Here is a 20,051-nt window from a genome sequence, read left to right as displayed (position 1 = left end):
TACGGTGAGCGTTTTTAATCACCTTGTCGCCTGCAAAAAATAGCCAACGGCGCGTCGTTTTTTGCCGCCTGAATGTAATGATTTTGTGATGAATTTCAAAGAAGTGATGGGGGAATAATGGGTCATGCAGGCCGGATAAGGCGTTCACGCCGCCATCCGGCATTAATAAGAAAGGCTAATCCTGACGCAGCACCTTGTGCCCGTACTCCAGCAGCGCGTCGGTCACTTTGCGCATCATCCGGCTTTCCGGGGCAAAACGGTGCCAGTAAAGCATCCGGCGTTGTAGCAAACCGGGCGTTAAGTTGATCAACTCGCCGCTTTCCAGCTCTTTCTCAATCTGCAGGTGAGGGATCATGCAGCAGGTCGTGCCCTGCCGCGCAAGCTGTACAAAAGCTTCGGATGAATTAACGATATGGCACGGCACGCTGCCGGGCGGCAGATCGAAATTCTGTTGCAAAAAGGCCTGATGCATATCATCCAGATGGTCGAACGCGACGGCAGGCGCTTTCAGCAGGGACGAACGGGTAACGCCGTTGGGGAAATAGCGCTCGGCAAACGGTTTTGACGCGACAAACAGATAGTCGAGCGCGCCCAGTTTGTCCACCAGGCAACTGGGCAGCGCCTGATGCTGGATACTCACCGCGCCCACCACCTCGCCGCGACGCAGACGTTCTTGCGTGCGCGTTTCATCTTCCACCTGTAAGTTGAGACGGATAGGGGAGTCCGCCAGCACCGGCGCCAGCGCCGGAAGCAGCCAGGTCGCCAGACTGTCGGCGTTAACCGCCAGCGACAGCAGCAGCGGCGTAGAGCCGGTTTGTTCATCGCCCAGCCACTCTTCTTCCAGCAGTTCAACCTGACGCAGCAGAGCCAGTAATTTTTGCCCTTGCTCGGTGGGGCGAGGAGGAACGGTACGCACCAACAAAGGTTGTCCGAACATATTCTCAAGCTGTTTTATGCGCTGTGAGACGGCGGATTGCGTGATGCACAGTTTCTGGGCGGCGCGCTCGAATCCTCGTTCACGTATAACGGCATCCAGCGCCTGTAGTGTTCTGTAGTCCGGACGTTTCATTGTTGTGTCGTGCTCCTGATATTTTTTTCCGCACTATGACATAAATTTGCCGTCGGTACAGATGAAATCCGTAGCCTGTGTACGGACACGGAGATTTTTCCCGACAATGTTCTATAATGCGGCTGAATTTTCACACCACAGGCGAAACGATCTATGACGCAGGATGAACTGAAAAAAGCGGTAGGATGGGCGGCACTTCAGTATGTACAGCCCGGCACCATTGTGGGCGTTGGTACAGGCTCAACGGCCGCACACTTTATTGATGCGCTGGGCACAATGAAAGGCCAGATTGAAGGCGCGGTCTCCAGCTCGGACGCCTCGACTGAAAAACTCAAAGGCCTCGGTATTCATGTGTTTGATCTCAACGAAGTGGATAGCCTGGGCATCTATGTCGACGGCGCGGACGAAATCAACGGTCATATGCAGATGATCAAAGGCGGCGGCGCGGCATTAACCCGTGAGAAAATTATTGCTTCCGTGGCGGAGAAATTTATCTGTATCGCGGATGCCTCTAAACAGGTGGATATTCTTGGCAAATTCCCATTGCCGGTCGAAGTGATTCCGATGGCGCGCAGCGCGGTCGCTCGTCAACTGGTGAAGCTGGGCGGGCGTCCGGAGTACCGTCAGGGCGTGGTCACGGATAACGGCAACGTGATTCTGGATGTTTATGGTATGGAAATCCTTGATCCCATCGCGCTGGAAAATGCCATTAACGCGATTCCGGGCGTCGTGACCGTGGGGCTGTTCGCCAACCGTGGCGCCGATGTTGCACTGATTGGCACGCCGGACGGGGTGAAAACCATCGTAAAATAATCCCGCCAGGCGCATTTCCTGCCGCGTAAAAAATTCGGTCAGGGCAAATTTGGTGACATGTATCACGTTTAATCGTTTGCCCTGCCGATCTCTCCAAAGAAAAAGTTATTCCTGGCATTTTCATCTGCTATTTCCCGCTGTATGCGATTCCTTCAGGACGCTGGCGCAAACGTTCATATTGCCGCGATAATTTTTTTTGATATGTTGAAGGACGGATGCAAATCCACACACAACATCAGATGGCAAAAAAGACAGGATCGGGGAAATGGCAAAGGTATCGCTGGAGAAAGATAAAATTAAATTTCTGCTGGTTGAAGGGGTGCATCAAAAGGCGCTGGAAAGCCTTCGTGCGGCAGGTTACACCAACATTGAATATCACAAGGGCGCGCTGGACGCTGAACAGTTGAAAGCGTCCATCCGCGATGCCCACTTCATCGGTCTGCGATCCCGTACTCATCTGACAGAGGAAGTGATTAATGCCGCAGAGAAGCTGGTGGCGATTGGCTGTTTTTGCATCGGCACCAACCAGGTGAATTTAAATGCGGCGGCAAAACGCGGTATTCCGGTCTTTAACGCGCCATTCTCGAATACCCGTTCCGTGGCGGAGCTGGTGATTGGCGAGCTATTGCTGCTGCTGCGCGGCGTGCCGGAAGCGAACGCCAAAGCGCACCGCGGCGTATGGAATAAACTGGCGGCGGGATCGTTCGAAGCGCGCGGCAAAAAGCTTGGCATTATCGGTTACGGCCATATCGGGACGCAGTTGGGCATTCTGGCGGAATCGCTGGGGATGCATGTCTATTTCTATGATATTGAAAATAAACTGCCGCTCGGTAATGCAACTCAGGTACAGCACCTGTCTGAATTGCTGAATATGAGTGATGTGGTCAGTCTGCATGTACCTGAAAACGCCTCTACCAAAAATATGATGGGCGCAAAAGAGATTGCCCTGATGAAGCCCGGTTCGCTGCTGATTAACGCCGCGCGCGGTACGGTGGTGGACATCCCGGCTTTGTGCGACGCGCTGGCGACGAAACATCTGGCGGGGGCGGCTATCGACGTCTTCCCGACGGAGCCGGCCACTAATAGCGATCCGTTTACCTCTCCGCTGTGCGAATTCGATAACGTGATCCTGACGCCGCATATCGGCGGCTCGACGCAGGAGGCGCAAGAAAACATCGGTCTGGAAGTTGCAGGAAAACTGATTAAGTATTCGGATAACGGCTCGACGCTTTCCGCCGTGAACTTCCCGGAAGTGTCGCTGCCGCTGCACGGCGGTCGTCGTCTGATGCACATTCATGAAAACCGTCCGGGCGTATTGACCGCGCTTAACCAGATCTTTGCCGAGCAGGGCGTTAATATTGCCGCGCAGTATCTGCAAACCTCCGCCCGAATGGGGTATGTGGTGATTGATATAGAAGCCGATGGCGATGTGGCGGAGAAAGCGCTGCTGGCGATGAAGGCGATTCCGGGCACCATTCGCGCCCGTCTGCTGTACTGATTTTACCCTTCACGGGCAGGTCGTCGGTCTGCCCGAACTTTTCCTCTGTTTCCCTGCCTGGTTGAACCTTTTGTAACGTATACATTCTGTTTTCGAGCTTGGCCGCAATGGGTGATTAAAGGCTTTGCCGTGCATTGTGTGTGAGAAAAAGAAACTTACGATAGGGGTCAGCACTGGGCTGAAACGGAAAGGCCCCTACCGAAGCAGGGGCTATGAAAGGAAAGGGACAATGATGAGGTACGTCATCATACTGCTGATACTGTTAATCATCGCTACGCCAGCATATTAACAGCACAAACGCAGGAGGGAGGTTCGCCTCCCTCACCCTTTACCGACGAATTTAGGTCAAAAAAACGACGCTGTCAATCAGGAGAATGGGCCTGCCAGGTCCACACCTTTGACGGCGTCACTACCGCAGGTAGAGGGATATCCCATTCTTCAACCGGCAGTTTTTCGACGCGCTGGCAATCGTGCGTATAGCCGACCGGTGTCAAACCATAAGACTGCCAGTTTTGTAGCGTACGGTCATAAAAACCGCCACCCATCCCCAGACGCTGTCCGTCGTCGTCAAACGCCACTAACGGCGTCACCAGCACATCCAGTTGGGAGAGCGGTAAAACGTCGCGCACATCCAGCTTAGGCTCCTGAATTTTCAGACGATTGGTTACCAGTTCGCTGTGCGGATGGTAATGCAAAAACAGCAAATTACCAGCGCTGAATGGATGCAGTACCGGTAAGTAAACCCGTTTTCCTGATAACCAAAGCTGTTCTATCAGCGGCTGGGTGTCGAGTTCGCCGTCAAAGGAGAGAAACACGGCGACAGTGTGCGCCATCACGACAGGAGGAAAACTGAGCATTCTGGCGGCGGCCTGTTGACCAAAGCGGCGTTGCTGCTCTGGCGTCAGCGCACGGCGACGTTGCCGAATCACTCGGCGGATTTCTTGTCGTGATAAAGAGAGTTCAGGAAGTTGCATCATGGCTGTCGCCAGTCAGAAGGGGAATCTCCGAGATGCCGCCGCAGGCTGTAACCCTTGAACCCTTGGTTCAAGGTGAATGTGTCGTCACAGTTTTAAGGCTTCTCGGACGAACCGAGCATGCTCACCAACCGCGGAGCGCCACATTCTTGTGGTATGAAATATCGGCTCAGGGGACTGGCCCGCTTGCAAACATCTCAGAGAAATTCTGTTTTCACAATCACTTTACCATAGTAAAGCGAAAAGTGTTATTCAAAGTTTTGGCCCGTTTTTTCGGTTATGCGACCCTGATCAAGCAACGCCTGTTCGATGGTCTGTTGTAGCATCCGAATACGTTGTTCCATGCTCGCCGCGTAGTCGCGGGTCTTCGCTTTTTCCTGAGTTAACTCATAGCTGATATTCAATGCGGCAATGAAAACCAACTGCTCAGTATTTGTGACTCTAGTGCGAACTTTCAGATCTTGCAACCGCTGATTCAGATCGTCCGCAGCCTGATTCAACGCATCCCTTTGGTCAGGCGGGCAATTCACTCGCAGTGAACGGCCAAATATTTGGATATCGACGGGTTGTGCAGACATGCCACCTTCCTGCTGATTGACTGCGCTGCCTTCGTCTCCAGACCCAGGGTCCGCGAAGGGGCGACACTATAGCTACCCTGGTGTGAAGATACAAGCCCTTTTCTGGTTCACCAGGGTCCAAAGTGGTAGCATACCATGAATATCCTCCCTTTGATGACGAATGCTTATGTCTATACAGAACGAAATGCCTGGTTACAACGAAATGAACCGGTTTTTGAATCAACAAGGGGCCGGTCTGACCCCGGCTGAAATGCATGGTTTAATCAGCGGGATGATTTGCGGCGGCAACAACGACAGCTCATGGCAGCCGCTGCTTCACGACCTGACGAACGAAGGTCTGGCCTTCGGGCATGAGCTTGCTCAGGCGCTGCGCAAAATGCACGCGGCGACCAGCGACGCGCTGGAAGACGACGGCTTTCTTTTTCAGCTTTATCTGCCTGAAGGCGACGATGTCAGCGTGTTTGATCGCGCGGATGCGTTAGCCGGGTGGGTTAACCACTTTTTGCTTGGCCTCGGCGTAACGCAGCCTAAACTTGATAAAGTCACCGGCGAAACGGGTGAAGCGATTGACGACCTGCGTAATATTGCGCAGCTTGGTTATGATGAGAGCGAAGATCAGGAAGAGCTGGAGATGTCGCTCGAAGAGATTATTGAATATGTCCGTGTTGCGGCGCTGTTATGTCATGACACTTTCACGCGCCAACAGCCGACTGCGCCGGAAGTGCGTAAACCGACGCTACACTAAGAAAAAACGAAATGGAGGCCATGTCATGACTCAGCAGGAATACCAACGTCGTCGCCAGGCATTACTGGCGCAAATGCAGCCCGGCAGCGCCGCGCTGATCTTTGCCGCGCCGGAGGCGACGCGTAGCGCAGACAGTGAATATCCGTATCGCCAGAGTAGCGACTTCTGGTATTTCACCGGTTTTAACGAACCGGAGGCCGTGCTGGTACTGATTAAGAGTGATGACACCCACAACCACAGCGTTTTGTTCAACCGCGTTCGCGACCTGACGGCGGAAATCTGGTTTGGTCGCCGTTTAGGGCAGGATGCCGCGCCGGAAAAACTGGGCGTTGACCGGGCGCTGGCGTTTAGCGAAATCAACCAGCAACTCTTTCAATTGCTTAACGGTCTGGATGTGGTGTACCACGCGCAGGGCGAATATGCGTATGCCGACGAGATTGTTCTGGCTGCGCTGGAGAAGCTACGTAAAGGCTCCCGCCAGAATCTGACCGCGCCGGCCACCATGACTGACTGGCGACCTATCGTCCATGAGATGCGCCTGTTCAAATCGCCGGAAGAGATTGCGCTCATGCGCCGCGCCGGGAAAATTAGCGCGCTGGCGCATATCCGCGCGATGGAAAAATGCCGTCCGGGGATGTTTGAGTATCAGTTGGAGGGTGAAATTCACCACGAATTTAATCGCCACGGCGCGCGCTATCCGTCTTATAACACCATTGTCGGCAGCGGCGAAAATGGCTGCATCCTGCATTACACTGAAAACGAAAGTGAAATGCGCGACGGCGATTTAGTGCTTATCGACGCAGGCTGTGAATATAAAGGTTACGCGGGCGATATCACGCGTACTTTCCCGGTGAACGGGAAATTCACGCCAGCTCAGCGTGAAATTTATGACATCGTTCTGGAATCGCTGGAGACCAGCCTGCGACTGTTTCGTCCTGGTACTTCTATTCAGGAAGTAACCGGCGAAGTGGTGCGCATCATGATAACCGGGCTGGTGAAGCTGGGGATTTTGCGAGGAGAGGTTGATCAACTGATTGCCGAAAACGCGCATCGTCCCTTCTTTATGCATGGCTTGAGCCACTGGTTGGGGCTGGATGTTCACGATGTTGGCGTTTATGGGCCGGATCGCTCCCGCATCCTGGAGCCGGGCATGGTGCTGACTGTAGAGCCAGGTCTCTATATCGCGCCGGATGCCGACGTGCCGGAAGCGTATCGCGGCATTGGCGTTCGAATTGAAGATGACATTGTCATTACCGAAACCGGTAATGACAACCTGACCGCTGGCGTTGTGAAGAAGGCGGATGACATTGAAGCGTTAATGGCGGCGGCGCGGCAGCAATGAGCGTCATTATCGTTGGCGGCGGCATGGCAGGCGCGACGCTGGCGCTGGCCATCTCTCAATTCAGTCATGGGACGTTGCCGGTACATCTGATTGAAGCGAAAGCGCCTGAAGCCGACGGTCATCCCGGCTTTGACGCCAGAGCGATTGCGCTGGCGGCGGGCACTTGCCAGCAACTGGCGCGAATTGGCGTTTGGCAGGCGATTTCCGATTGCGCAACGGCAATCAACACCGTACACGTCAGCGATCGCGGTCATGCCGGATTTGTGACTCTCGACGCGCAGGATTACAGCCTGGCAGCGTTGGGTCACGTTGCGGAGCTGCATGATATCGGGCTGCGTCTGTTTGCGCTCTTGCGTAAAGCGCCGGGCGTTACGCTGCACTGCCCGGAGCGCGTAGCCAGCGTGTCGCGTACCCAGCAGCAGGTTAACGTCACTCTGGAAAACGGCAATGTGATAGCTGGCAGCGTTCTGGTGGCGGCTGACGGTACCCACTCCGCGCTGGCGTCAGCCTGCGGCGTTGACTGGCGTCAGGAGCCTTACGAACAGTTAGCGGTGATAGCGAATGTCGCGACCGCTATCCCGCATCAGGGACGCGCCTTTGAACGTTTTACCCCCCATGGCCCGCTGGCGATGTTGCCGATGTCGCACGGCCGATGTTCGCTGGTTTGGTGTCACCCGCTCGACCAGCGCGATGAGGTGCTGAGCTGGTCTGACGCGCAGTTCTGTCATGCGTTGCAGGCCGCGTTCGGCTGGCGGCTGGGGCGAATGACTCTGGCGGGTAAGCGCAGCGCGTATCCGCTTGCTCTTACTACGGCGGCGAAAGCGTTTACTCACCGGACTGTACTGGTCGGCAATGCGGCGCAGACGTTGCATCCTATCGCCGGGCAAGGGTTTAATCTCGGTCTGCGCGATGTCATGAGTCTGGCGGAAACGCTGGTCGCGGCACAGGACGCGGGCGAGGATATTGGCGCCTGGCACGTGTTATCGCGCTATCAGCAGCGTCGTCAGGTTGACCGGGATACGACGATTGGCGTGACGAACAGTCTGGTCCATCTGTTTGCAAATCGCTGGGCGCCGCTGGTTATTGGGCGCAATATCGGTTTAATGGCGATGGAATTATTACCGCCTGCGCGCGATGCGTTGGCACAGCGTACGCTTGGCTGGGTCGCGCGATAAGTTAACCGTAAGCCGCCATCCGGCAGGCGCTGTACAAGCCCTGATGGCGTTTCGCTTATCAGACCTACGAAAGGCGTCATTTGACCAGGAGTAAATAGTGCAAAGTGTTGATGTAGCAATAGTTGGCGGAGGCATGGTGGGACTGGCTGTCGCCTGCGGCTTGCAGGGGAGCGGTTTGCGCGTTGCGGTACTGGATCACGTTGTCCCCCAGCCGTTGGCGAACGATGCGCCGCCTCAGCTTCGGGTGTCGGCGATTAATGCCGCCAGCGAAAAACTGCTTACCCGTCTTGGCGTATGGTCAAACATTGTGGCGCGGCGGGCAAGTTGCTACCACGGTATGGAAGTCTGGGATAAAGACAGCTTTGGCCGTATTACGTTTGATGACGCAAGCATGGGATATAGCCATCTGGGGCATATTGTTGAAAACAGCGTCATTCACTACGCACTGTGGCAGAAAGCGCAGCAAGCAGCGGATATCACCTTAATGGCGCCAGCGGAGTTGCAGCAGGTCGCCTGGGGAGAGAACGACGCTTTCCTGACCTTAAAAGACGGCGCGATGTTAACCGCGCGTCTGGTGATTGGCGCGGATGGCGCCAACTCCTGGCTGCGTAACAAAGCGGATATTCCCTTAACCTTCTGGGACTACCGACACCATGCGTTGGTAGCGACTATCCGCACCGAAGAGCCGCACGGCGCGGTTGCTCGCCAGGTATTTCATGGTGAGGGTATTCTGGCGTTTTTGCCGTTAAGCGATCCGCATCTGTGTTCCATTGTCTGGTCGCTTTCTCCGCAGGATGCGGAGCGTATGCAACAGAGCGGCGACGAGGCGTTTAACCAGGCGTTGACTATCGCCTTCGATAATCGGCTGGGCTTATGCCGCGTGGAAAGCGAACGACAGGTCTTTCCTCTGACGGGCCGCTATGCTCGCCAGTTTTCCGCACATCGTCTGGCGTTGGTCGGCGATGCTGCGCACACCATCCATCCGCTGGCAGGGCAAGGCGTCAACCTCGGCTTTATGGACGCGGCTGAACTGGTGGACGATCTGCGCCGGCTTCAGCGCCAGGGCAAAGACATTGGCCAACATCTTTATCTTCGTCGTTATGAGCGTAGCCGTAAACATAGCGCGGCGATGATGCTGGCCGGGATGCAGGGTTTTCGTGACCTGTTTGCCGGAGAAAACCCGGCAAAAAAATTGCTGCGCGACATCGGGCTGAAACTGGCCGATACGCTCCCCGGCGTCAAACCCCAACTGCTTCGCCAGGCGATGGGGTTAAACGACCTTCCGCAATGGCTTCGTTAAGCGTTTGACTGCACGCCGGCAAGAGTTTGAAACCCGTCACACTTTGCTTTCCCGGCTATCGTGCCGGGGGGCTATCCTCATTTGAAATAATCTAATTTCACCGCTTATTTCGCATTATATTTTCTAATGTCACCATTTTTAGCTAACGTGATTTTCGACATTTTTTCCGCATTTAATATTAATTCATGTCGGGATAAATCGTATCAGCTTGCTGTTTATGGAGGTCATTTATCGTGATAGTGGTTTTTTGTGCTGATGGGGTTTTGGCGTTTTTTAGTCATAAGCTAATGTGATGGTAAATTCAGCCTTATGGTTTAGCGTTTGGTTCGGTGGTAAGTTCAGGAGTAAGAGAACGTTTGCGTCGGCGCAGGGAAAAGGGCGTCGATGTCAGGTTTCGTGGCGAAGATTTCCCATGAAAATGGTTGTTAGCCCCCGCTAATTCAACGAGGAAAAGATGGCCCAACAGACGCCTTTGTACGAACAACACACGCTATGCGGCGCCCGCATGGTCGATTTTCATGGCTGGATGATGCCCCTGCATTACGGTTCCCAGCTTGATGAACACCACGCTGTGCGCACTGATGCCGGGATGTTTGATGTATCGCATATGACGATTGTCGATCTTCATGGTAGCCGCACACGAGAGTTTCTACGTTATCTGCTGGCCAACGACGTGGCGAAGCTGACCATCACCGGCAAAGCGCTTTATTCCGGTATGCTCAATGCCTCGGGTGGGGTGATTGATGACCTCATCGTCTACTACTTCACTGAAGATTTCTTCCGTCTCGTTGTTAACTCCGCCACCCGCGAAAAAGATCTCTCCTGGATTACCCAACACGCTGAACCTTATGCCATCGACATCACCGTTCGTGACGACCTGTCGCTGATTGCGGTACAGGGGCCGAATGCGCAGGAAAAAGCGGCGACGCTGTTTAGCGAGGCGCAGCGTAACGCGGTAGAAGGGATGAAGCCGTTCTTCGGCGTACAGGCGGGCGATCTGTTTATTGCCACCACCGGTTATACCGGCGAAGCGGGCTATGAAATCGCCATGCCGAATGAAAAAGAGGCGGATTTCTGGCGTGCGCTGGTGGAGGCGGGCGTGAAGCCGTGCGGTCTTGGCGCGCGTGACACGCTGCGTCTGGAAGCAGGCATGAACCTGTACGGTCAGGAGATGGATGAAGGTATCTCTCCGCTGGCGGCCAACATGGGCTGGACTATCGCCTGGGAACCGACGGATCGCGACTTTATTGGCCGTGAGGCGCTGGAGATGCAGCGTGAAAAAGGCCATGAGCAGCTTGTCGGTCTGGTGATGACTGAGAAAGGCGTATTGCGTAATGAACTGCCGGTGCGTTTTATCGATGCGCAGGGCAATCAGCAAGAAGGTATTATCACCAGCGGGACGTTCTCCCCAACGTTGGGCTACAGCATTGCGCTGGCGCGCGTTCCGGCGGGCATCGGCGAGACGGCGATTGTACAAATTCGTAACCGTGAAATGCCGGTAAAAGTGACTAAACCTGTTTTTGTGCGTAACGGCAAAGCCGTCGCGTGATTCATCCTTTTTTGGAGATTGATTGATGAGCAACGTACCCGCAGAACTGAAATACAGCAAAGAACACGAATGGCTGCGTAAAGAAGCGGACGGCACTTACACCGTTGGCATTACTGAACACGCTCAGGAGCTGTTGGGCGATATGGTTTTTGTTGATCTGCCGGAAGTCGGCGCGACCGTAAGCGCGGGCGACGACTGCGCCGTGGCGGAGTCCGTAAAAGCGGCGTCCGACATTTATGCGCCGATAAGCGGCGAGATCGTGGCGGTAAACGATGCGCTGAGCGACTCCCCGGAGCTGGTTAACAGCGAACCGTATGCCGGCGGCTGGATCTTTAAAATCAAAGCCAGCAATGAAAGCGAGCTGGAGTCTCTGCTGGATGCCACCGCGTACGAAGCATTACTCGAAGACGAGTAAATACGCTTCATCCTTCACGCTGCAGGCGCGTTAGCTTTACTCGGCCTGAGGCCTCGCCCCTTCGGGGCCAGCGCAAGCGCTGTTCAAACCGGCGTAGCCGGTTTGTCTTCGCTCATCCCAGTCACTTACTTATGTAAGCTACTGGGGACTCTCTGCGTCGCCGCCGTCCTGCATCGCGAATGATTTTGCGTATTCGTTTTATATGCTCAGGCCCGGTAAGCGCTAGCGTCACCGGGCAACGTAGTCTGACAAATACGATTCACTGCATGTTTCAGGAACCATCGCTCATGACACAGACGTTAAGCCAGCTTGAAAACAGCGGCGCTTTCATTGAACGCCACATTGGACCCGACGCCGAGCAGCAGCAAGAGATGCTGAATGCCGTCGGCGCCGAGTCATTAAACGCGCTGACAGGCCAGATCGTGCCGAAAGACATTCAGCTCGCGACCCCGCCTCAGGTTGGCGAGGCGGCAACCGAATATGCCGCGCTGGCAGAATTAAAAGCCATCGCGGGCCGTAACAAGCGCTTCACGTCGTACATTGGTATGGGCTATACCGCCGTGCAGCTACCGCCGGTTATCCTGCGCAACATGCTGGAAAATCCAGGCTGGTATACCGCCTACACGCCGTATCAGCCGGAAGTCTCTCAGGGGCGTCTGGAAGCGCTGCTCAACTTCCAACAGGTGACGCTGGATCTGACCGAACTGGACATGGCCTCCGCCTCGCTGCTGGATGAAGCGACCGCCGCCGCTGAAGCGATGGCGATGGCAAAGCGCGTCAGCAAACTGAAAAATGCCAACCGTTTCTTTGTCGCCTCTGATGTCCATCCGCAAACTTTGGATGTCGTCCGCACCCGCGCCAAAACCTTCGGCTTTGATGTGATTGTCGATGATGCGGCAAAAGTGCTGGATCATCAGGACGTATTCGGTGTGCTGTTACAACAGGTAGGCACCACGGGCGAAATTCACGACTACAGCGCGCTGGTTAGCGAACTCAAAGCCCGTAAAGTGATCGTCAGCGTCGCCGCCGATTTTATGGCGTTAGTGCTGCTCACCGCGCCGGGTAAACAGGGCGCGGATATTGTTTTTGGCTCTGCGCAACGTTTTGGCGTACCGATGGGTTACGGTGGCCCGCACGCGGCATTCTTTGCCGCCAAAGATGAATTCAAACGCTCCATGCCAGGCCGTATTATCGGTGTCTCAAAAGACGCGGCGGGCAACACCGCGCTGCGCATGGCGATGCAGACGCGCGAGCAGCATATCCGTCGTGAGAAAGCGAACTCCAACATTTGTACCTCGCAGGTGCTGCTGGCTAACATCGCCAGTCTGTATGCCGTTTATCATGGTCCGGTCGGCCTGAAGCGCATCGCTAATCGTATCCATCGCCTGACTGATATTCTGGCGGCTGGCCTGCAACAAAAAGGGCTGAAGCTGCGCCACGCGCACTACTTCGACACGCTGTGTGTGGAAGTGGCCGATAAAGCTGCGGTACTGGCGCGTGCTGAAGCGGCAGAGATCAATCTGCGCAGCGATATTCATAACGCGGTGGGCATCACCCTGGACGAAACCACTACCCGCGACCATGTCCTGCAACTGTTTACGGTACTGTTGGGCGATGACCACGGCCTGAACATTGAAACGCTGGATAAAGACGTGGCGCTTGATAGCCGCTCCATTCAGCAAAGTATGCTGCGCGATGACGCGATTCTGACGCATCCGGTATTTAACCGTTACCACAGCGAAACCGAAATGATGCGCTATATGCATTCGCTGGAGCGTAAAGATCTGGCGCTGAACCAGGCGATGATCCCGCTGGGTTCCTGCACCATGAAGCTGAACGCCGCTGCTGAAATGATCCCTATTACCTGGCCGGAATTTGCCGAATTGCATCCGTTCTGCCCGCCGGAGCAGGCGGAAGGATATCATCAGATGATTAGCCAGCTTTCTGACTGGCTGGTGAAACTCACCGGGTACGACGCCGTCTGTATGCAGCCGAACTCCGGCGCGCAGGGGGAATACGCGGGGCTGCTGGCGATTCGTCACTATCATGAAAGCCGTAACGAAGGGCATCGCGATATCTGCCTGATCCCGGCATCTGCCCACGGCACCAACCCGGCATCCGCTCAGATGGCGGGAATGCAGGTGGTGGTGGTGGCATGCGATAAGAACGGTAACATCGATCTTGACGATTTGCGCGCCAACGCGCAGCAGGCAGGCGAAAATCTCTCCTGCATCATGGTGACGTATCCGTCTACGCACGGCGTCTATGAAGAAACGATCCGTGACGTGTGTGACATCGTTCATCAGTTTGGTGGTCAGGTTTACCTTGACGGCGCGAACATGAACGCTCAGGTTGGTATCACCTCACCGGGCTTTATTGGCGCAGACGTTTCGCACCTCAATTTGCATAAAACTTTCTGTATTCCGCACGGCGGTGGTGGTCCGGGGATGGGACCAATCGGCGTGAAAGCGCATCTGGCGCCGTTTGTGCCGGGTCACAGTGTGGTGCAAATTGAAGGAATGCTGACTCGCCAGGGCGCAGTGTCTGCGGCGCCGTTCGGCAGCGCCTCCATTCTGCCGATTAGCTGGATGTATATCCGCATGATGGGCGCGGAGGGGTTAAAACAGGCGAGCCAGGTGGCGATTCTGAATGCTAACTATATCGCCAGTCGTCTGAAAGACGCGTATCCGGTACTGTATACCGGTCGCGATGGCCGCGTGGCGCACGAATGTATTCTTGATATTCGCCCGCTGAAAGAGGAGACCGGCATTAGCGAGCTGGATATCGCCAAGCGCTTAATCGATTACGGTTTCCATGCGCCAACCATGTCTTTCCCGGTCGCGGGCACGCTGATGGTAGAGCCGACGGAATCTGAAGGTAAGGCTGAGCTGGATCGCTTTATCAATGCGATGCTGGCGATTCGCGCGGAAATCGAGCGCGTGAAAGCTGGTGAGTGGCCGCTGGAAGATAATCCGCTGGTGAATGCGCCGCACACGCAAAATGAGCTGGCGGCGGAGTGGAATCATGGTTACAGCCGTGAGGTTGCCGTCTTCCCGGCGGGCGTGGCGAACAAGTACTGGCCGACCGTGAAACGCCTTGATGACGTGTATGGCGACCGGAATCTGTTCTGTTCCTGCGTACCGATGAGCGAATACCAGTAATTACTACCGCTGTAAAAAAGTTTTGTAGGCCGGGTAAGGCGTAGCTGCCACCCGGCAATCGCAACTATAATTTCTCGCCGTTGCTGGCGATCACCTCTTTGTACCAGTTGAAGCTTTTCTTACGTGAACGTGACATATCGCCAGTACCATCGTCATGCTTGTTCACATAGATAAAGCCGTAACGCTTGCTGTACTGTCCGGTAGTGAATGAAACGCAGTCGATACAGCCCCACGGCGTGTAACCCATGAGATCTACGCCATCCCAGGTCACTGCTTTCATCATCTCTTCAATATGAGCACGTAAATAGTCAATGCGATAGTCATCATTGATGCTGCCGTCTTCTTCAACCTTATCGTATGCGCCAAAGCCGTTTTCGACGATAAATAGCGGCTTTTGATAGCGTTCGTACAGTTCACACAATGAATAACGCAGGCCCACCGGGTCAATCTGCCAACCCCAGTCAGAGGCTTTGACGTAGGGGTTAGGCACGCTGCCTTCAAAGCCGGAAATCGCATCGCCGCTACCGCCTTCGGCTTTGACCGCGTTGGTCATGTAGTAGCTGAAGCCTAAATAGTCGCAGGTACCTTCACGCAAAATGGCTTCGTCGTCTGCTTCCATCTTGATGTTGAAGCCGCGACGCTCCCATTCGTTCAGCACATAGCTTGGGTAGTAGCCGCGTAGCTGGACGTCGGTAAAGACATAGCGTTCGCGCATCGATTCCTGAGCAAACATCACATCTTCCGGTTTACAGGAGAAGGGGTACAGCGCGACCATCGCCAGCATACAGCCGACTTTCATCTGCGGATTAATACGACGTGCCGCTTTTACCGCCAGCGCGCTGGCGACAAACTGATGATGTAAGACCTGATACATGGTTTCTTCTGGATTCTCATGCTCGGTATACACCACGCCGGAACAGCAGTAGCCAAATAGCGGCGCGCGCCAGTTTCGCTGATTGTTGATTTCATTGAAGGTCATCCAGTATTTGACCTTATGTTTGTAGCGTTCAAACACGACTTCAGCAAAACGGACAAAGAAATCAACGACCTTACGATTGGTCCAGCCGCCGTAGTGCTGTACCAGATGTAACGGCATTTCAAAGTGGGAAAGGGTGATGACCGGTTCGATGTTGTATTTGAGCAACTCATCAAACATGTCGTCGTAGAATTTCAGACCGGCTTCGTTTGGCTGGGATTCGTCGCCATTCGGGAAGATACGCGTCCAGGCAATAGAGGTACGGAAGCATTTGAACCCCATTTCGGCGAAAAGCCGGATGTCTTCTTTGTAATGTCCGTAAAAATCGACCGCCTCGTGGTTCGGATAATATTTGCCAGGAACGACGTCCTGGGTGATTTCGCGTGGTACGCCGTGTGCGCCGCCGGTTAACACGTCGCAGATACTGGGGCCTTTACCGCCTTGATTCCAGCCGCCTTCGACCTGGTGGGCGGCAACCGCGCCGCCCCATAAAAAATCTTTTGGCAGGGTGAGTTTTCTCATTGTTGCATAATCTCAATTTATTTAGTCTGTTATCATTCATTCTGCACCAAATGACATGTAAAGCGTACGCAAAATTCCAGGGTGCTCGCGTGTCGGGACAAGAACACATTCAGATCGTAACATTCACTTCAAGGGGCCATATTCAGGGGGATAACCACATGCAGCCAAACGACATTACTTTCTTTCAACGTTTCCAGAATGACATTCTGGCAGGGCGTAAAACCATCACTATTCGTGATGCCTCCGAGTCCCACTTTAAAGCAGGCGATGTGCTACGCGTGGGGCGGTTCGAAGATGATGGCTATTTTTGCACAATCGAAGTGACAGGAACGTCAACTGTGACGCTGGATACGCTGAACGAAAAACATGCGCAACAGGAAAATATGTCTCTTGATGAGCTGAAGCGTGTAATTGCTGAAATCTATCCCAACCAGACGCAATTTTATGTGATTGATTTTAAATGTCTTTAATAAATCTGAACGCTTGTTAGTTGAATTTTTCAATTTAACACGTTGAATAATAATAAAAATATAATTTTACGGATTTATTTTAGCTAACATGTGTTCACTGGAACTATTCTCAGTTACGCTAGAGGCGCAGTTCATCATTATGAACGTTTCTCCGGAGTAAGTTATGGGGCAAAAACCATTAATGGCGCAGGGTTATTCGCTGGCTGAGGAAATCGCCAACAGTATTAGCCACGGCATTGGATTGGTATTTGGTATTGTCGGCCTGGTGCTGTTGTTGGTTCAGGCGGTAGAGGCGAATGCTGGTATGACGGCTATCGCCAGCTACAGTTTATATGGCGGGAGCATGATCCTGCTTTTTCTTGCCTCAACGCTTTATCATGCCATTCCTCATCAGCGGGCAAAAATCTGGTTAAAGAAATTTGATCACTGCGCTATCTATCTGCTCATTGCCGGAACCTATACACCATTTCTGCTGGTAGGTCTGGATTCGCCGCTGGCGCGCGGGTTGATGATTGTGATCTGGAGCCTGGCGCTACTCGGTATCCTCTTCAAGTTGACAATTGCGCACCGGTTTAAAGTGCTTTCACTGGTTACGTATCTGGCAATGGGCTGGCTATCGCTGATTGTGGTTTATCAACTGGCGATTAAGCTGGCGATAGGCGGCGTGACGCTGCTGGCGGTAGGCGGTGTCGTTTATTCGCTGGGCGTGATTTTCTATGTTTGCAAACGCATACCTTATAACCACGCTATCTGGCATGGTTTTGTACTGGGCGGCAGCGTGTGCCATTTCCTGGCCATCTATTTGTATGTGGGGCAGGCGTAATGTCGTGATGCCGGCGCAAGCGCCTTATCTGGCCTACGGCAACAGCGCGTGCGGGCCTGATAGCGCAGCGCCATCAGGCTATCCGGTTTTTAACGCGATATCACTCTTCCAGCGAGTAGGGGAGCGGGACGATATGCAGGGTGTTGGCATCGTCGCGAACGCGGAAGACGCTTTCGGCCTCTAAATCGTTATTCATGACGGCCTGAACCAGTAACTGACCATCGTCCAACTGCGTCGCAGCCAGAATAGCGCCAGTACGACGCCAGTTCTCGCCCATCTGTAGCTCCAGATCTTCTCCTGCTTCCGGTACCCGGCTGGCTTTGCCCGCCAGCGACCAAAGCGCGCGTTTATTGGCGCCGCGGAATTTTGCCCGCGCGACCATCTCCTGCCCGGTGTAGCAGCCTTTCTTGAAGCTGATGCCGCCCAGCGCCTGTAGGTTAGTCGCCTGGGGGATAAACTGACCGCTGTTCGCTGCGTCAATCACCGGAATGCCTGCTTCAATATCCAACGCCAACCACTGTTGGCTGTTATTCAGTTCGGCTTCACCGTGCAACTTCTCCGTTAACATGTTTACCGTAGCGACATCGGTGACAAGCAGGAATCGTTCTGCAGGATGTTCAAACCACAGCAGCGTGGACACACCGTCTCTGACCACCTGATTTTCGCTATTGGGCAGTACGCTAAAGACATTAGCCAGCGCCGCGCGAGCCTGAAAACCCGCCACGCCAAGCAATACGTGGTCGTCATCCGGCGCGATGACCACTTTGGAAAATACGGCGTATTTTTTCAGCTCCGTTAATTGCGCTTCACGCACGCTACGGCGTTCAATCCAGGCGAAACCGTCGCGCTCGCGAAACAGACGCAGATTGCTCCACATCTTACCTTTAGCATCGCAGTGGGCGGTGAGAAGGTGTTGCTGTTCAGTCATCTGGCTTACGTCAGCGGTGACCTGGCCCTGAATATACTTTTCACTGTCTACGCCGGTAATGGTCGCCAGCGCCCAGTCGTCAAGCGCGATCAGCGTCAGCGGCAGGCGGGCTGACGCCGAGGGATGACGTGGTGGAAAGGAGATAAAAGCCATAATTAATGTCCTGGTTAGCTGCAACAATAATGGTTAATGGTAAAAGAGCCATAGCCCATTGCAAGTGCTTTAAATAGCCCATTGAGAGCGGATTGATCGTTTTGCGAGGCGGTATCCAAAACGGGTGAACATATTGATTCCCTGCTTTTTATTTCGCGATCGCGTTCCAGATTACTGAGATTCCCGTAAAACAACGTCAAAAACACGTTACAATAGCCCGGTACTTCATTTTCGCGAGGCAGGAAGAAGAACATGGACATTCACAATAAAGCACGTATTCACTGGGCATGTCGTCGCGGTATGCGCGAACTTGATATTTCCATCATGCCGTTTTTTGAACATGAGTACGATAGTTTAAGCGACGAAGAAAAGCGTATTTTTGTCCGTTTGTTGCAGAGTGATGACCCGGATTTATTTAACTGGTTGATGAATCACGGTAAACCGGCTGACGCTGAACTGGAACAGATGGTCCGACTCATTCAGACACGGAATCGGGAACGTGGTCCTGTGGCAATCTGAATTACGCGTCTCATGGCGCGCTCAGTGGATCTCGTTGCTTATTCATGGGCTGGTTGCCGCGGTGATTTTATTGATGCCCTGGCCGCTGAGTTATACCCCATTGTGGATGATGCTACTGTCGCTGGTCGTGTTTGACTGCGTACGTAGCCAGCGCAGGATTAATACCTGCCAGGGAGAAATCAAGCTGCTAATGGATGGGCGCTTACGCTGGCAGGGGCAGGACTGGACGCTTTTGCGTCCGCCCTGGTTACTGAGGAGCGGGATGGTGTTGCGTTTACGCGCTGAGTCTGGGCACCATCAGCATTTATGGCTGGCGGCGGATAGCATGGAAGCAGCGGAATGGCGTGAGTTGCGTCGGATAATGTTACAGCAACCAATATCGCGCCAACACTGACGGAACGGCACAAAACCGGTTCCGTCGGGAGGCGCATGCAGGGGTAAGGCTTCAGGCGTAGTGTTCGGCCATTTCGCCGAGAATTTGTTCACACCAGGCCTGTATACGCTCATCGCTGAGATCGTACTGGTTCGTTTCATCCAGCGCCAGGCCGACAAACAGTTGCCCATCCGCAATGACCGGTTTATTGCTGGTAAATTCGTAGCCTTCAGTGGGCCAGTAGCCGACAAATTTAACGCCTTTGAGGGCAAGTTTGTCATGCAACATACCCAGAGCATCCAGGAACCACTCACCGTAGCCGAGCTGGTCGCCCATACCGTAAAGCGCAACGATTTTGCCTTCCAGATTGAGATCGTCTAACTGCTCCCAGACGGCTTCCCAGTCCTCCTGGATTTCGCCAAAATCCCAGGTGGGGATGCCTAAAATGAGCACGTCGTACTGCTCCATTAAGGCGGGCGCGTCATCCTTGAGGTTATGTAATGTCACCAGCTCCGGGCCGAGGATATCGCGAATTTTCTCTGCGGCCATCTCGGTGTAGCACGTGCTGGAACCGTAAAAAAGACCCATGTTCATTACGTTACATCTCGATTCTGCTATAGCGTTGCGGGTAGTGTAACAGAATCGCTGCATTCACGGCACAATGAGGC

The 20,051-nt window shown here is 53.9% G+C and carries 19 protein-coding genes and 1 other RNA gene; 13 read left to right on the top strand and 7 right to left on the bottom strand.

The features are described from left to right. Nucleotides 1-175: 175 nt before the first annotated feature. On the bottom strand, nt 176-1,069 hold the full coding sequence (argP, locus tag ACE15A_RS19450) for a DNA-binding transcriptional regulator ArgP (RefSeq protein WP_000828345.1): 894 nt from the start codon (nt 1,067-1,069) through the stop codon (nt 176-178). 153 nt (nt 1,070-1,222) lie between these two features. Between argP and rpiA the strand changes: the two genes are divergently transcribed. Both rpiA and serA read left to right on the top strand, forming a co-directional pair. Further along, nucleotides 1,223-1,882, top strand: coding sequence for a ribose-5-phosphate isomerase RpiA (gene rpiA / locus ACE15A_RS19445; protein ID WP_000189739.1), 660 nt, complete (start codon nt 1,223-1,225; stop codon nt 1,880-1,882). A 265-nt stretch (nt 1,883-2,147) separates the two neighbouring features. Next, nucleotides 2,148-3,380 (top strand): phosphoglycerate dehydrogenase, encoded by a 1,233-nt coding sequence (gene serA, locus ACE15A_RS19440; RefSeq protein ID WP_001151631.1) that lies wholly within the window; start codon nt 2,148-2,150, stop codon nt 3,378-3,380. Between the two features lie 362 nt (nt 3,381-3,742). Here the strand turns inward: serA and ACE15A_RS19435 are convergent, their stop codons facing one another. The 3 genes from ACE15A_RS19435 to zapA all read right to left on the bottom strand — a co-directional run bounded on the left by ACE15A_RS19435 (nt 3,743) and on the right by zapA (nt 4,932). After that, entirely contained in the window at nt 3,743-4,357 is a 615-nt protein-coding gene (locus ACE15A_RS19435; protein WP_053508132.1) for a 5-formyltetrahydrofolate cyclo-ligase, read from the bottom strand. Between the two features lie 20 nt (nt 4,358-4,377). Next, nucleotides 4,378-4,561: non-coding RNA, 6S RNA (ssrS, locus tag ACE15A_RS19430), on the bottom strand. Nucleotides 4,562-4,602: 41 nt separating this feature from the next. After that, the gene (zapA, locus tag ACE15A_RS19425) at nt 4,603-4,932 is read right to left on the bottom strand and encodes a cell division protein ZapA (RefSeq protein WP_001276011.1); all 330 of its coding nucleotides are present in this window, start codon (nt 4,930-4,932) and stop codon (nt 4,603-4,605) included. A 166-nt stretch (nt 4,933-5,098) separates the two neighbouring features. Here zapA and ACE15A_RS19420 point away from each other — a divergent pair, with 166 nt between their 5' ends. The 7 genes from ACE15A_RS19420 (at nt 5,099) to gcvP (ending at nt 14,619) form a co-directional block, all read left to right on the top strand. Further along, nucleotides 5,099-5,677: a YecA family protein gene (locus tag ACE15A_RS19420; RefSeq protein ID WP_000027236.1), complete on the top strand. Its 579-nt coding sequence runs from the start codon at nt 5,099-5,101 to the stop codon at nt 5,675-5,677. A 25-nt stretch (nt 5,678-5,702) separates the two neighbouring features. Continuing rightward, nucleotides 5,703-7,019 (top strand): Xaa-Pro aminopeptidase, encoded by a 1,317-nt coding sequence (gene pepP, locus ACE15A_RS19415; protein ID WP_053508130.1) that lies wholly within the window; start codon nt 5,703-5,705, stop codon nt 7,017-7,019. Beyond that, the gene (gene ubiH / locus ACE15A_RS19410; RefSeq protein WP_053508129.1) at nt 7,016-8,194 is read left to right on the top strand and encodes a 2-octaprenyl-6-methoxyphenyl hydroxylase; all 1,179 of its coding nucleotides are present in this window, start codon (nt 7,016-7,018) and stop codon (nt 8,192-8,194) included. The genes pepP and ubiH overlap by 4 nt, the downstream gene beginning before the upstream one ends. A 97-nt stretch (nt 8,195-8,291) precedes the next feature. Further along, nucleotides 8,292-9,494, top strand: coding sequence for an FAD-dependent 2-octaprenylphenol hydroxylase (gene ubiI, locus ACE15A_RS19405; protein ID WP_053508128.1), 1,203 nt, complete (start codon nt 8,292-8,294; stop codon nt 9,492-9,494). A 454-nt stretch (nt 9,495-9,948) separates the two neighbouring features. Beyond that, on the top strand, nt 9,949-11,043 hold the full coding sequence (gene gcvT / locus ACE15A_RS19400) for a glycine cleavage system aminomethyltransferase GcvT (protein ID WP_064055715.1): 1,095 nt from the start codon (nt 9,949-9,951) through the stop codon (nt 11,041-11,043). A 25-nt stretch (nt 11,044-11,068) separates the two neighbouring features. Beyond that, on the top strand, nt 11,069-11,458 hold the full coding sequence (gene gcvH / locus ACE15A_RS19395; protein ID WP_053508125.1) for a glycine cleavage system protein GcvH: 390 nt from the start codon (nt 11,069-11,071) through the stop codon (nt 11,456-11,458). 287 nt (nt 11,459-11,745) lie between these two features. After that, nucleotides 11,746-14,619: an aminomethyl-transferring glycine dehydrogenase gene (gene gcvP / locus ACE15A_RS19390; RefSeq protein WP_380911703.1), complete on the top strand. Its 2,874-nt coding sequence runs from the start codon at nt 11,746-11,748 to the stop codon at nt 14,617-14,619. A 64-nt stretch (nt 14,620-14,683) separates the two neighbouring features. Here gcvP and bglA read toward each other — a convergent pair whose 3' ends face one another. Further along, nucleotides 14,684-16,117, bottom strand: coding sequence for a 6-phospho-beta-glucosidase BglA (bglA, locus tag ACE15A_RS19385; RefSeq protein ID WP_053508122.1), 1,434 nt, complete (start codon nt 16,115-16,117; stop codon nt 14,684-14,686). Between the two features lie 158 nt (nt 16,118-16,275). Between bglA and yqfB the strand changes: the two genes are divergently transcribed. Together yqfB and ACE15A_RS19375 are read left to right on the top strand one after the other, a co-directional pair. Continuing rightward, nucleotides 16,276-16,587 (top strand): N(4)-acetylcytidine aminohydrolase, encoded by a 312-nt coding sequence (gene yqfB, locus ACE15A_RS19380; RefSeq protein WP_001182976.1) that lies wholly within the window; start codon nt 16,276-16,278, stop codon nt 16,585-16,587. Nucleotides 16,588-16,750: 163 nt separating this feature from the next. Beyond that, a complete protein-coding gene (locus ACE15A_RS19375; RefSeq protein WP_023249205.1) occupies nt 16,751-17,410 on the top strand; it encodes a hemolysin III family protein in 660 nt (219 codons plus the stop codon). A gap of 100 nt (nt 17,411-17,510) precedes the next feature. On the opposite strand, the gene ygfZ is transcribed toward ACE15A_RS19375, so the two are convergent. Next, nucleotides 17,511-18,491 (bottom strand): tRNA-modifying protein YgfZ, encoded by a 981-nt coding sequence (gene ygfZ, locus ACE15A_RS19370; protein WP_023249206.1) that lies wholly within the window; start codon nt 18,489-18,491, stop codon nt 17,511-17,513. 252 nt (nt 18,492-18,743) lie between these two features. On the opposite strand from ygfZ, the gene sdhE reads away from it, so the two are divergent. Both sdhE and ACE15A_RS19360 read left to right on the top strand, forming a co-directional pair. Then, a complete protein-coding gene (gene sdhE, locus ACE15A_RS19365; RefSeq protein ID WP_000351186.1) occupies nt 18,744-19,010 on the top strand; it encodes an FAD assembly factor SdhE in 267 nt (88 codons plus the stop codon). Further along, nucleotides 18,991-19,404, top strand: coding sequence for a protein YgfX (locus tag ACE15A_RS19360; RefSeq protein WP_023249207.1), 414 nt, complete (start codon nt 18,991-18,993; stop codon nt 19,402-19,404). Before sdhE ends, ACE15A_RS19360 begins: the two co-directional genes overlap by 20 nt. A 51-nt stretch (nt 19,405-19,455) precedes the next feature. Here the strand turns inward: ACE15A_RS19360 and fldB are convergent, their stop codons facing one another. Further along, entirely contained in the window at nt 19,456-19,977 is a 522-nt protein-coding gene (gene fldB, locus ACE15A_RS19355; protein WP_001055884.1) for a flavodoxin FldB, read from the bottom strand. Nucleotides 19,978-20,051 lie beyond the last annotated feature (74 nt).

Source organism: Salmonella sp. HY31 (assembly GCF_042604575.1).
Taxonomy (GTDB): Bacteria; Pseudomonadota; Gammaproteobacteria; order Enterobacterales; family Enterobacteriaceae; genus Salmonella; species Salmonella diarizonae.
The sequence above is the reverse complement of the archived record's forward strand: the minus strand, read 5'-3'. Positions and strand labels throughout refer to the sequence as shown.